The sequence below is a fragment of the Streptomyces sp. NPDC057543 genome (genome assembly GCF_042801895.1).
Taxonomy (GTDB): Bacteria; Actinomycetota; Actinomycetes; order Streptomycetales; family Streptomycetaceae; genus Streptomyces.
In genome coordinates this window covers 1-12,677 of the sequence record NZ_JBHVFF010000262.1, presented here as the reverse complement: position 1 = coordinate 12,677, position 12,677 = coordinate 1, and the positions used below count along the sequence as shown (strand labels likewise).

The following is a 12,677-nucleotide window of genomic DNA, read 5'->3' as shown; positions in this document are numbered from 1 at the left end:
CCTCAGCATGCGGCCACGGCCACCTGACGCCGGTCCCCCGCGGCTACGGTGTGGGCCGTCCGGGCGGCAGCCGCGCCCCGCCAACCTCGGTAACGTCCGAAGCCGCCGCGATCGCCGTAACCTCCGTAACTCCGCAGTCCCGCAATCTCCGCGACCTGGCAGTCTCCGTGATCCGGGCAGTCCCTGCGATCCGGGTGCGTGCGTAAAACTCCGTAAATTCCTTAGTGCAGTGGGGAGTTCGTCATGGACAGAAGGAGCTTCAACCGGCGGTTCCTGGTAGGCGGCGGTGTGGCGGCCGCGACCGGGGTGACATCGTTGTCGGTCGGTGCGATCGAGGCCAGCTCGGCGGAACCCCCGCCGAAGACCGCCCCGGCAGGGGGTGTCGTCCGCCACCTCGAGCTGTACGCGGAGAAGCTGGGGGACGGTCGGATGGGATACGGCCTCGAGAAGGGCAAGGCATCGATCCCCGGTCCCCTCATCGAGATCAATGAGGGCGACACCCTGCACATCGAGTTCGAGAACACGATGGACGTGCCGGTCAGCCTGCACCCGCACGGCGTCGACTACGACATCGCGAGCGACGGCACCCGGATGAACAAGAGCATCGTCGAGCCGGGTGACACCCGCACCTACACCTGGCGCACCCATGCGGCGGGCCGCCGCAAGGACGGCACCTGGCAGCCGGGCAACGCCGGATACTGGCACTACCACGACCACGTGGTGGGCACGGATCACGGCACCGGCGGCATCCGGAAGGGCCTCTATGGTCCGTTGATCGTCCGCCGCAAGGGCGACATCCTGCCGGACAAGACGATCACGATCGTCTTCAACGACATGACGATCAACAACAAGGCAGTCCACAAGGCCCCCGACTTCCGGGCCACGGTGGGGGACCGGCTCGAAGTGGTCATGATCACGCACGGCGAGGCTTACCACACGTTCCATGTCCATGGTCATCGCTGGGCGGACAACCGGACCGGGCTGCTCACCGGTCCGGACGACCCGAGCCGCGTCATCGACACGAAGATCGTCGGCCCGGGGGACTCCTTCGGCTTCCAGGTCATCGCGGGCGAACACGTGGGAGCGGGTGCCTGGATGTACCACTGCCATGTGCAGAGTCACGCCGACATGGGCATGGCCGGGCTGCTCCTGATCGCCGAGGCCGACGGCACCGTGCCGGACTACGACCCGCACGCCCAGATGAACCACGACACTCCGGCCCCCGGCAAGACGGCTTCGGGCGACACGGCGCCCGGCAAGACGGCGCCGGACAAGACGAGGCCGGGGAAGACGGCGCCGGACAAGACGGCGCCGGACAAGATGAGGCCGGAGAAGACGGCGCCGGAGAAGACGGCGCCGGACAAGGCGCGGCCGGACAAGACGGCTTCGGGCGGTACCGCTTCCGGCGACGCGGCGAAGGGCGCGGCCGCGCACGACCCGGCGGCGCACGGGTCCTGATCGGTCAGCTTTCCGAAACCGCCGCGGCCGCTCCGGCCGCTCCCGTGGCGAGGCGCAGCTGTTCCTCCTCGACGATGCGTCGGGCGAGAGCCCCGTCCGACACATCCACGGCGTCCGGCGTCGTCTCGGCGACGTCGCTGCGCCGTGCGTACAGGTCGAACAGCCGCTCCTTGCGGGCCAGGATGCCGAGCATCCGCTCGTCGACACTGTCGGCCGCGAGGAGCCGGTGCACCCGGACGGTCCGTATCTGCCCCATCCGATGGGCGCGGGCCACCGCCTGATGCTCCATCGTCGGCTTGATCTGCGGTTCGCAGATGATGACGACGGAGGCGGCCTGCATGTTCAGTCCGACACCGCCCGCCTGGATCTGGCTCAACAGAACCGCATGGCCGTCGACGGCAGCGAACCCGTCGATCAACTGCTGCCGCCGGGCAGCCGGGAGACTTCCCGAGAGCGGACCGAACACGCCTGGTCCCAGGGCCTGTTCGACCGTGCGAAGCACCTCGCGGAAGTACGAGAACACGACGACCTTGAGGCCGTTCTCCGCGGCCTCGGTGACCAGCTCGCGCAGCCGGTTGAGCTTCGCGGACGTGGCGGGCCGGGCGTACGCGGCTCGGCGCATCCGCATGAACTCCCCGGCGCCCACCGCGTCGCGGTAGGCGTCGAGATCGCCCGCGCTGAACTCCTCCCACTCGTCGACCTGCACCAGCGCCGGGAGTTCGGTCAGCACGTCCTCCTGATTGCGCCGCAGATAGGCCGGGGCGACGGCCCTGCGGAACGCCTGCGATCCGGCGGCCCCGTGGGTGGTGTGGATCGAGGGGGCCAGTTCGGGCTGGAGATGGCGGACGAGGCTGCGGAACTCCTCGACCCGGTTCTCCATCGGCGTACCGGTCAGGAACAGCACCCGCTCGGTGCGTTGCGTCCAGCCGGACACCGCCCGGGAGCGGCGTGTCTCGGGGTTCTTGACGTAGTGGGCCTCGTCGACGACCAGCATGCCGGGTCTCATGCCGCAGTCCCGGGGGGCCGGCAGGGTGTGCAGGGCATCGAACGTGGTGAGCGCGACCCCGCCGCTCTCGCGCCACTGGGCGAAGGCGCCCTGCCGCTCGGGGCCGTGCACCGGCAGCGTGTGCAGGGTCGAGCGGGCACGGACCTCGCGCGCCCAGTTGATCAGCACGCTCGCCGGGCAGACCACCAGGAAGTGCGTCTCGCCCCGCGCCGCGAGGTGCGCGAGCGCGGCGATGGCCTGGATGGTCTTGCCGAGCCCCATCTCGTCACCGAGGATCACCCGCTTCTGCGCGAGCGCGAACCGGGCGCCGAACGACTGGTAGCCGCGCAGCGAGACACGCAGATGGGCGTCGTCCAGCCGCAGACCGCGTACCCGGTCCGCGATTCCGGACGGCAGGAACCCCTCGGCCGCGTCCCGGTCGGGGCCGGTGCCCGACATCTCGGCGAGCAGGCTGTAGTACTCGGCGGACCGCAGCTCGAAATCGACCCACGCCGCGACGTCCGAATCCGGGGCTCGCAGCAGATCGACGGACACCTGACCGAACAGCAGCGCAAGCTCGCGCGCGGTCGCCTCGTCGACCACGGCTCGCACCGAGGCGACAGCCTCCAGCGCCTGGGCACGGGCCCGGCGCCGGGTGAACCACATGCGCAGCCGCCGCCGCGCCGGTCCCGCCGTGGCCAGCAACGGATCGAGACGCCCGACGAGCCGGCCTGCCGCATCCACCGCCCGGCGGATGTCCGGACCGGCCTCGACCAGCCGGTGCAAAGCGATGACCAGCGCGGTCGTGGAGTCGTCCGGGGTCTCCACGTCTATCCGGACCGCGACCGTGTCCCGTACCGCGTGGGCGATCTGGCCGGCCGCCGCCAGCGCCTGGTCGGCCGTCTGTGCGCCGACGCCGGGGATCTGGCGGAGCTCGTAACGGTTCGCCTCATGCACCTGGCCGACGGTCGTGAAGCCGGCCTGCTCGACCGCGCCCAGCCGCAGCCGTCCCTCGGTGACGTCCTTGAGTCGGGAGACCGGGATGGCCGACAGTTCTCGACGGATGAGGGAGTCGAGCAGCGGCGTCAGCGCGGCGTGCACGGCATCGACTGCACGGGCGTGATCGGTCAGCACCGCACGCGCCATGTCCAGCAGCCGCTCGGCCTGCGCCAGCAGCTCCCGGGCGGCCCTTCCCGTGCTCGCCCCGGCCTCCGTCGGTCCGGCCTCTGTCATGTACGTCCCTCTGTCCGCGCAGCCCGGCTGCCGTCCTGCCCGGCACCTGCCCCGGGCGATTCATATCGTGCCACGCGGCGCCGACAGCGCCTTCGGCTCAGGGCGTGGGCGGTCGGCGTTCCGTCGGGGAGAGCAGCAGCACCTCCAGGGCCCGCGCGCAGGAGCGGGCCTGCGACAGGAACCACTTGGTGCGCGCGTCCGTGATCACGGATGGCGTGGCCCGGACCGCGAGGGCGAAGCGCGCGTACCCGGCGCCGTCCAGCACGGGGACCGCCAGGGTCCGCACCCCGTACGCCGACTCGCCGTCGTTGAGCGCATAGGCGTCGGACCTTACCTTCGCCAACTCGGCTTCCAGGGCGGCCGGTTCCACGATCGTACGGTCGGTGAACGCGGGGAGCGGAGGGAGCGAGGAGGGCCCGCCCTCGCCCGGCCGCGCCCAGGCCAGCAGCACCTTGCCGAGCGCGGTGGAGTGCAGCGGCCTGCGCAGCCCCACCTTCGGGGTGACCGAACCACCCGCGACGATCACCGCGTGGGGGCCGCTGCGCAGCGCCAGATCCGCGGTGGCGCCCGTGCGCTCGGCGAGATCGGTCAGCTCCGGGGCGGCCAGATGCAGGCCGCGCTGGTGGTACGAGAGCCGGCCCAGCTCGGTCACGGCGGGGCCGAGCCGGTAGCGGGACGTACGGGCGTCCTGCTCCAGGAAGCCCGCGCCGAGCAGCGTGCGGGCCAGCCGGTGCGCCGTGGAGACCGGCAGTTCGAGGCGGCGGGCGAGGTCGGAGGCGCTGAGGTCGGAGCCGTTGTCATGGAAACAGTGCAGGACGTCCAGGGCGCGCCGTACCGCCTGGGCTCCGCCGGGAGCACGCACCGTCGCGGCCTCGGTCATATCGGGTCACTCTCCGCTCGTGAGGGGGATGGCCGGGCATGCGGTTGCCACATTACGGGAGTCGGAAAACGGGGAATCGGGTGCAGGAAACACTCTGTTCACACTCAATCCCACATCATGGGAAGCAAGTTGTGAGCGGGTGTGATTTCGTGGCAGGCTGCCGCACATCACCACCGACGAGCCGAAGGGAGCAGTGCCATGGCCGTCCGCCGAACCGCGACCCCCGCCCACGCCGCTCCGGTCCTGCTCGCCCTGACGCTGCGCCGTCACATCGACCTGGCGCGGGTCTCCAGCGCCGCCTGTCGCTGACCCCCCCTCCCCTTCTCGCTCTTCCTCTCCTGTCTCCCGCCGCGTTTCCGACGCGGCCCGGAGCTCTTTCGCCGTACGCGGTGCCCACATCCCCGACGTACGTGCCACGTGCCACGACTCCATCCGCTTCGCCGACCCCTCGGGAAGACCCCATGACGCACGCCGTCCTGCCCCGGACGCTCTGGTTCACCCGCTGTCCCGTGCCCACCGCGACCGGCATCGCCGCCGACCGGCAGTGGCTCACCGAAGAGTTCGCCCCCGACGGCATCACGGTGCGTTCCCTCCAGGACGCCGCGCCCGATGCCGACCGGGCCGCCCACTTCACCCACGCCCTGCCGGGACTCTTCCGCGAGGGTGGCAACGTCCCTGCCCTGTGGGCCCGTTCGCGTGGCGAACGGACCCGGCTGATCGGTCTCACCTGGATCGAGGAACGGCAGACCGTACTGGTCGGTCCCGGCTCGGCCATCCAGGGCGCCGAAGCCCTGCGCGGGCTGCGGCTCGCCGTTCCCGCGCACGACATCGCCATCGACTTCTGGCGGGCGATGGCACTGCGGGGCTTCGAAGGCGCCCTCGCGAGCGTCGGACTCACGCTGGACGACGCCGTGCTCGTCGACGTACCCGCGGCGGAACGCGAAGTCCAGTGGGGGGCCGAACTGGCGGCCCTGCGGCGCGGCGACGTCGACGCCGTGTATGTGAAGGGTGCGCTGGCCGTCGAGGCCGCACAACGGGCGGGCGCCGAGGTCGCCGTGGAACTCGATGACCTGCCCGACCGCCGGCACCGGATCAACAACGGCACCCCGCGCCCGATCACCGTCCATCAGCAACTTCTCGAGGACCACCCCGGCCTCGTCGACCGCTTCCTCGCCGTTCTGCTCAGGGCCGCCGACTGGGCCGCCGGACAGCCCGGCGAGGTCGCCCGCATCCTCGGTGCCGAGACCGGCGCGGGCGCCGACGGGGTCGCCGGGGCCTATCGGCCGGGCACCCACCTCGCCCTCCACCCCGACCTCTCCCCGGAACGCCTCGCCCTCCTCGCCGGACAGGAGGCCGGGCTGCGCGCCCACGGCTTCCTAGCCGAACCCGTCGACGTCACGGCCTGGGCCGACCCCGAACCGCTGCGGCGCGCCACCGCACTCGCCGCCTCCCGCCCCGCCGCCCCGCTCTTTGCCCCCTGAGCCATGAGGACCCCCGACACCATGAACCTTCCCCAGCCCCTGCGCACCGTCCTCGCCCCCGCGCTCCTCACGGCCACCGCACTCCTCGCCCTCACCGCCTGCGGCACCTTTGAGGCCGACAGCGGCAGCGGCGGCTCCGCTGCCAAGGGCACGGTGGAGATCCGCATCCCCGATCCCGGCAACTCCGGTGTGCTCGCCCTCGGCAAGAAGGACGGCAGCCTCGACAAGGCCCTCGCCGAAGTCGGCGCCAAGGTGCGGTGGACCGGCAGCGCCGGGCCCTTCGCCCCGGCCGCCCAGGCGATGAACGCCGACCAGCTCGACATCGCCACCGGCTCCATCACCTCCGGCATCACCTCGCTCGCCCAGCGCCCCGGCTTCAAGTTCTTCGCCGCCGTCGACCCGGACGCGGCGGGCGAGGGCATCCTCGTCAAGAACGGCTCCGGCATCGAATCGGTCGCCGACCTCGTCGGCAGGAAGGTCGCCGTCAATCAGGGCGGCACCGGCGAATACCTGCTGCTCAAGGCGCTCGCCAAGGCCCATATCCCCGCTGACAAGGTCGAGCGTGTCTATGTGCGGCCCGACCAGACGGCCGCCGTCTTCAACGCGGGCAAGGTCGACGCCTGGTCCGTCTGGGCGACCTACGCCGTCGCCGAAATCGGCACCGGCAAGGCACACTTCGTCGCCGACGGCGCCGCGATCGGCTCCGACAACTACAGCCTCAACGCCGTACGCACCGGCTTCGCCGAGCAGCACCCGAAGGTCGTGAAGGCGCTCTACCAGTACCTGCACGACGCAAGTGCCAAGGAGAAACAGAACCCGGCCGCCTACCTGAACGTCTTCACGGACGTCGGGCCGACCGCCGTCGCCGGCAAGGCCAAGGAGGTCCAGGCCGACTTCACCCGCAAGGGCGGCACGGTCGGCCCCATCGGCCCCGAGGACATCGAGCGCTTCGAGGCCGTCGCCGCCTTCTACGCCCAACAGAAGGTCACCACGACCCGGGTCGACGTCGCCGCCCACCTCCTCGACATCGAGAAGCTGGCATGAGCGACGCCACCCTGCCCCCCGGCCTCGTCCGGCCGCGCCCCCAACGGCGCAGGGCGCGTGGCCGGGCCTACTCCCTCACCGTCCGGGCGTTCGGCCCGGTCGCCCTCCTCGCGCTCTGGTGGACAGCGTCCGCCACCGGACTCCTCACCCGCGACGTCCTCGCCTCGCCCGCCGAAGTGCTTGACGCAGTAAGTGAGTTGTGGGGAAACGGACAACTGCCCGACGCGCTCGCCACCTCCCTCACCCGCTCCGGTCTCGGCCTCCTCATCGGGCTCGCCGCCGGGCTCACCCTCGGCATCACCACCGGATTCACCCGCCTCGGTGACGAACTCCTCGACTCCTCCCTCCAGACCCTGCGCACCATCCCGTTCCTCTCCCTGGTACCCCTGTTCATGGTCTGGTTCGGGATCAACGAAACCGCGAAGATCCTGCTCATCGCCGTCGCCACCACCTTCCCGATGTACGTCTCGACGTCGAGCGGGGTACGCAACACCGATCCCAAGCTGATCGAGGCCATGCGCAGCTTCGGCATGGGCCGGCTCGCCCTCGTACGTGAAGTCGTCCTCCCCGGAGCCCTGCCGTCCCTGCTCGCCGGGCTGCGGCTCTCCATGACACTCAGCGTCATCGCGCTGATCGCCGCGGAGGAGATCAACGCGACGGCGGGCATCGGCTACCTGATGTCCCAGGCTCAGAGCTACGCCCGCACCGACATCCTCGCCGTCTGCATCCTCGTCTACGGGCTCCTCGGACTCACCGCCGACATCATCGTGCGGCTGCTGGAACGCGTAACGATGCCCTGGCGCACCCCACAGGGAGCCACCCGATGACCGACGAGACTCCACAGACCGCCGTACGGGTACGGGGACTGCGCCGCGTCTTCGGTGACCGTGCCGTGCTCGACGGCCTCCGACTCGACATCGCACGGGGCGAATTCGTCGCCCTGCTCGGTGCGAGCGGAAGCGGAAAGACGACTCTGCTGCGCATCCTGGGCGCCCTGGACGGCGCCGACGGCGGAGAGGCCCTCGTACCGCAGGCCCGTACCGTCGTCTTCCAGGAACCCCGCCTCGTACCGTCGAAGAAGGTCCTCGCCAATGTGACGGTGGCCCTGCCGCGCGGCCGCTCCGAGCGCGGGCTGCGGGCCCTGGCAGAGGTCGGTCTCGAACGGCACGCCGAAGCCTGGCCCGCCACCCTCTCCGGAGGCGAGGCCCAACGGGTCGCACTCGCCCGGGCGTTGGTCCGTGAACCCGAACTGCTGCTGCTGGACGAACCGTTCGCCGCGCTCGACGCCCTGACCCGGCTGAAGATGCAGGACCTGGTGGGGGAGTTGTGCCGCAAGCACCGGCCCGCCGTCCTCCTCGTCACCCATGACGTCGACGAGGCGGTGCGGCTCGCCGACCGGGTCGCCGTCCTGCGCGACGGCCGGCTCGTCACCGATGAGCCCGTCACCGTCGACCGGCCGCGCGACCCCGGCGACCCCGCGTTCGCGGCCCTGCGCCGACGACTCCTCGACGACCTCGGGGTCGGAACGCCCCCGAACCCCGCGCATTTCTCAACAGCCCTCGAACGTACCGAAGTCGGAGTGATCTGAATGACCATCACCATCGGCGTGCACAGCAGCAACCCGTCTCTCTACCACCTGTACCACCTCTCCCGGCTGGGCCTCGCCCAGGAGGAACTGGCGCCGCTGGGCGAGAGCGTCGTCTTCCACCCATACACCAATGGCGTCCGCACCGGTGAACTCCTCAGCCAGGGTGTCATCGACTTCGGCGGCACCGGCTCCACGCCGCCCGTCACCGCCCAGGCAGCCGGCCACGACATCGTCTACACCGCCGTGTCCGCCCCGCGCCCCGAACACGGTGCGCTCCTCGTTCCCGAGGACAGCCCCGCGCGCACGGTCGCCGACCTCAAGGGCACCACCGTCCACCTCGCGATCGGCTCCTGGCAGACGCACCTGATCGCCAAGGCGCTGGATGACGTCGGGCTCTCCTACGCCGACGACATCACCGCCGTGCGCAGCGACGGGAACAGCGAGGAACTGCTGCGCACCGGTGCCATCGCCGCCTGGGTCGCCCAGGGTGCCCAGCTGGCCGCGGCCCGGCGCACCGGCGGGCTGCGGACCCTGATCCGCACCGGCGACGTCATCACCGACCGCTCCGTCTTCTTCGCCCGCCGCGACCTGGTCGAGAGTCGCCCGGAGATCATCGAGGCGCTCACCCGTGCCCTGCGGCGCGCCGACGGCTGGGCGGCCGCCCACCCCCGGCAGGCGGCCGAGATCGCCGCCGCCGACCTCGGCGGCTCTGCCGACGACTGGGAGACCGCGCTGCGTGCCCTGCCCTGGCGGATCGAGCCCGTCACCGACGCCTTCATCGCGGAACAGCAGGAGGCGGCCGACATCTTCCACCGCACCGGCTTCATCGACCGGCCGGTCATCGTCGCCCGCGCCGTGGCCGGTGCCGTCGCGGACAAGGTGGCGTGACGACATGGCGACCGAAGTCCTCTGGTACATCATCCCGCGCGACGGCGCCTACCCCTGGGAACCCGAAGGGCGACGGCCGGTGGACCTCGGCTACCTCGCCCAGCTCGCCGGTACGGTCGAACGCCTCGGCTACAGCGGCGCGTTGCTCGCCACCGACCTGTACGACGTGTGGCCGCTCGGCAGCGCACTGGCCGCGTCCACCAGCACGAAGTTCAAGCCTCTGCTGGCCGTCCACCCCGGCCTGATCTCGCCGACACTGCTCGCCAAGATGGCCCTCAGCTTCGACACCCTCTTCGGCGGCCGGCTCCGTTTCAACGTCGTCAACGGCTCGACCAGGTCGCTCCAGGAGTACGGGCTCCACGTGGAGCACGACGAACGGTACGAGCTGAGCGCCGAGTACTGGTCGATCGTCAAGCGGCTGACAACGGGGGAAGTCTTCGACCACAAGGGACGCTTCTACGACCTGAAGAACGCCGGCGCGTCCTTCAGGGAGCTGAAGCCGGTCCAGGAATCACACATCCCGCTCTGGTTCGGCGGCTCCTCCGACCCCGGTATCGAGATGGCGGCCGAGCACGTCGACACCTTCCTGACCTGGGGCGAACCGCCGCACCTCCTCAAGGAGAAGCTGGAGAGGGTCAGGGCACGCGCGGCCGCGTACGGCCGCACACTCAGGATCGGACTGCGGCTCCACCTCATCGTCCGCGACACGCAGGACGAGGCCTGGGCGGCGGCCGACCGGCTGCTCGACGTCACGAGCGACGCGACGTACGTCCGGCAGCTCGGCGACCGCGCGGGAGAGGACGGCGTGGGCTGGCAGCGCCAGTTCCGCCAGCACGGCGGCAAGGTCCCCGCGCACGCACGGGAGCTGGAAGTACACCCCAACATGTGGCCGGGCATGAGCCTCTTCCGCCCCGGCCCCGGCACCGCGGTCGTCGGCTCCACGGCCCAGGTGACCGAACGTCTCAAGGAGTTCCAGGACCTGGGCGTCGACACTTTCATCCTCTCCGGCAACCCACTGCTGGAGGAGGCCTACCGGGTGGCGGAGACGGTGCTTCCGGCGCTGGGGGTGAACGGCTGACGCGCGGTGGCCGAAGCTCCGTTCGTTCCACCCTCGGCGGGCCGGCCGTGGGCTGCGATGGTCAGTGGCCGGTGCGAGACTCGGAACGTCAGGGAAGACGTGCCTGCACCGCGAGAACGGGCCTCGTCGAAGGAGCGCGCCATGCTCACCACTCGTTTTGTCACCGGAGCGCCCAACTGGATCGATCTGGGCACGCCCGACCTCGACGGGGCCATCGCGTTCTACTCCGGCCTCTTCGGCTGGGAGTGTGCGGCCGGCGGCCCGGAGACGGGGGGCTACGGCCTGTTCATGCTGGACGGGAAGACGGCCGGGGGCGTGCTGACGGTCACCGCGGAGCAGGCGGAGCAGGCGGAGCCGTCCTGGTCGGTGTACTTCCGCTCGCCGGATGCCCACGCCACGGCGAAGGCCGTGGAGCAGGCCGGCGGCAGTGTGACGTTCGCCCCGAGGGACGTCCTGGAGTTCGGCACGATGGCCGGATTCAAGGACCGGGCGGGGGCGTTCTTCGGCGTCTGGCAGCCGAAGGAGAATCCGGGCCTCGGTGTCGTGGGTGTCGCGGGTTCCCTGTGCTGGGCCGAGCTGTACACCCCGGACGTCCCGGCGGCGGCCGCGTTCTACGCCACCGTGTTCGGCTGGGAGACCGCGCTGGCGCCGTTCCCGGGAGGCGGCGGGTCCTACACGGTGATCCGGACCAGGGGCGGTGGTGAGGAGGCGAGCTTCGGCGGTCTGGTTCCGCTCAACGCCGTTGCGACCAGGGCGGTCGCCGGACCGCACTGGCTGCCCTACTTCGAGGTCGACGACTGCGACGCGGCCGTCGCGGAGGTGGAGCGGCTGGGTGGCAAACTGACACTGGAGCCGATGGAGATGGCAGGCGTGGGCAAGTTCGCCAACGTAGCCGATCCGGACGGCGCGGAATTCTCCCTGATCACCAGCGCGCAGCTGTGATCAAGAGTGCGCCGCCGGCACGGACACCGACTCCGGAGAGCTGACCGGAAGCCATCGGCGCGCCGCATTGATGGAGCGTTGATCAGTCGTTTATCGCGACCGGGCACTGTGGGTGCCATGCTGATCAACACCGCGGCCGACCCCGCGCTCGCCTGGCAGGAGACGGCGCTGTGCGCCCAGGCGGGGCCCGAATTCTTCTTTCCTGCCCCTGGCAGCTCCACACGTGAGGCCAAGCAGCTCTGCAACGCCTGTGAGGGGCGCGAAGCCTGCCTGGAGTACGCCCTTGCCAACGACGAGCGGTTCGGCGTGTGGGGCGGCCTCTCGGAGAAGGAGCGGGACCGGCTGCGCAGAACCGGCCGCGAGCGGGCCTGAACACACCCTGTCCGTGCGACACCGAGGCCCGTCCGGAACAGGGCCGCACCCTCGCCGTGCGGGCGGCGTCGACGCAGCCGGCCGACCCCGTTGACCAGGGACAATCTCTGTATGAACGATCACGAAAGAGACACCCTGCTCGCTACGGCCGTGCGGCTGCGCACCGAAGGCCGCCCCGAGGAGGCCCGACAGCGGCTGCTGGCCCTCTGCGCCGCCTTTCCCGCGGACGCGGAAGTCGCCTACCAGACCGCCTGGGTCCATGATGTGCTCGGGCTGGAAGCCGAGGCCGTGCCGTTCTACGAACGCTGCCTCGACGGGACCGGGCTGTCGGAGGAGGACCGCCGGGGCGCGCTGCTGGGCCTCGGGAGCACCTGTCGGGTGCTCGGACAGTACGAGAGAGCCGTCGAGGTGCTGCGTGGCGGCGTCGAGCGGTTCCCCGACGACGGGGCGCTGCGAACGTTTCTCGCCATGGCCCTCTTCAACACCGGCGAGCACCATGAATCGACGCGGTTGCTGCTGGGACTGCTCGCCGCCACCAGCGAGGACCCGCACGTTCGGCAGTACCGCGGGGCGATCGAGCACTACGCCCGGGACCTGCACGAAACGATATGACCCGGGGGGGCGCGCGGCGCCGGGCCCCCCGGCCGCTTCGCGCAGACCCTGGGGCGCCGGACGGGCCCTGCGGCCGCCGGGGAAACACACCCGCGGCCGCGGGACGGGCCCCGGGC

13 protein-coding genes and 1 pseudogene are annotated in these 12,677 nt (G+C 71.0%); 11 read left to right on the top strand and 3 right to left on the bottom strand.

What is annotated here, in order from left to right; genetic code table 11:
• Nucleotides 1-243: 243 nt before the first annotated feature.
• Nucleotides 244-1,194, top strand: a pseudogene (locus ACFU8Q_RS32270) (multicopper oxidase domain-containing protein); the annotation flags it as partial.
• Here the strand turns inward: ACFU8Q_RS32270 and ACFU8Q_RS32265 are convergent.
• The 3 genes from ACFU8Q_RS32265 to ACFU8Q_RS32255 all read right to left on the bottom strand — a co-directional run bounded on the left by ACFU8Q_RS32265 (nt 1,182) and on the right by ACFU8Q_RS32255 (nt 4,556).
• Nucleotides 1,182-1,364 (bottom strand): pentapeptide repeat-containing protein, encoded by a 183-nt coding sequence (locus tag ACFU8Q_RS32265; protein ID WP_384460853.1) that lies wholly within the window; start codon nt 1,362-1,364, stop codon nt 1,182-1,184. The pseudogene ACFU8Q_RS32270 and the gene ACFU8Q_RS32265 overlap by 13 nt on opposite strands.
• Nucleotides 1,365-1,462: 98 nt before the next feature.
• Nucleotides 1,463-3,676, bottom strand: coding sequence for a DEAD/DEAH box helicase (locus tag ACFU8Q_RS32260; protein WP_384460851.1), 2,214 nt, complete (start codon nt 3,674-3,676; stop codon nt 1,463-1,465).
• A 97-nt stretch (nt 3,677-3,773) separates the two neighbouring features.
• Nucleotides 3,774-4,556, bottom strand: a complete 783-nt coding sequence (locus ACFU8Q_RS32255) for an IclR family transcriptional regulator (protein ID WP_384460848.1) — start codon at nt 4,554-4,556, stop codon at nt 3,774-3,776.
• Nucleotides 4,557-4,754: 198 nt separating this feature from the next.
• Between ACFU8Q_RS32255 and ACFU8Q_RS32250 the strand changes: the two genes are divergently transcribed.
• From ACFU8Q_RS32250 to ACFU8Q_RS32205, 10 genes are all read left to right on the top strand, one after another.
• Nucleotides 4,755-4,865, top strand: a complete 111-nt coding sequence (locus ACFU8Q_RS32250) for a putative leader peptide (RefSeq protein ID WP_384460845.1) — start codon at nt 4,755-4,757, stop codon at nt 4,863-4,865.
• A 152-nt stretch (nt 4,866-5,017) separates the two neighbouring features.
• Nucleotides 5,018-6,037 carry an ABC transporter substrate-binding protein gene (locus ACFU8Q_RS32245; protein WP_384460842.1) on the top strand — a complete coding sequence of 340 codons (1,020 nt, stop codon included), beginning with the start codon at nt 5,018-5,020 and terminating at the stop codon, nt 6,035-6,037.
• A 21-nt stretch (nt 6,038-6,058) separates the two neighbouring features.
• Entirely contained in the window at nt 6,059-7,081 is a 1,023-nt protein-coding gene (locus tag ACFU8Q_RS32240; protein ID WP_384460839.1) for an NrtA/SsuA/CpmA family ABC transporter substrate-binding protein, read from the top strand.
• Nucleotides 7,078-7,908 carry an ABC transporter permease gene (locus tag ACFU8Q_RS32235; RefSeq protein ID WP_384460836.1) on the top strand — a complete coding sequence of 277 codons (831 nt, stop codon included), beginning with the start codon at nt 7,078-7,080 and terminating at the stop codon, nt 7,906-7,908. The genes ACFU8Q_RS32240 and ACFU8Q_RS32235 overlap by 4 nt, the downstream gene beginning before the upstream one ends.
• Nucleotides 7,905-8,669 (top strand): ABC transporter ATP-binding protein, encoded by a 765-nt coding sequence (locus tag ACFU8Q_RS32230; protein ID WP_384460833.1) that lies wholly within the window; start codon nt 7,905-7,907, stop codon nt 8,667-8,669. Before ACFU8Q_RS32235 ends, ACFU8Q_RS32230 begins: the two co-directional genes overlap by 4 nt.
• Entirely contained in the window at nt 8,670-9,557 is an 888-nt protein-coding gene (locus ACFU8Q_RS32225; RefSeq protein WP_384460830.1) for an ABC transporter substrate-binding protein, read from the top strand.
• Between the two features lie 4 nt (nt 9,558-9,561).
• Nucleotides 9,562-10,635 (top strand): LLM class flavin-dependent oxidoreductase, encoded by a 1,074-nt coding sequence (locus ACFU8Q_RS32220; protein WP_384460826.1) that lies wholly within the window; start codon nt 9,562-9,564, stop codon nt 10,633-10,635.
• A 141-nt stretch (nt 10,636-10,776) separates the two neighbouring features.
• Complete coding sequence (locus ACFU8Q_RS32215; protein WP_384460823.1) at nt 10,777-11,577, top strand: VOC family protein; 801 nt, start codon at nt 10,777-10,779, stop codon at nt 11,575-11,577.
• A gap of 117 nt (nt 11,578-11,694) precedes the next feature.
• On the top strand, nt 11,695-11,949 hold the full coding sequence (locus ACFU8Q_RS32210; protein ID WP_266355898.1) for a WhiB family transcriptional regulator: 255 nt from the start codon (nt 11,695-11,697) through the stop codon (nt 11,947-11,949).
• A 111-nt stretch (nt 11,950-12,060) separates the two neighbouring features.
• Complete coding sequence (locus ACFU8Q_RS32205) at nt 12,061-12,561, top strand: tetratricopeptide repeat protein (protein WP_384460818.1); 501 nt, start codon at nt 12,061-12,063, stop codon at nt 12,559-12,561.
• The last annotated feature ends 116 nt before the right edge of the window (nt 12,562-12,677 follow it).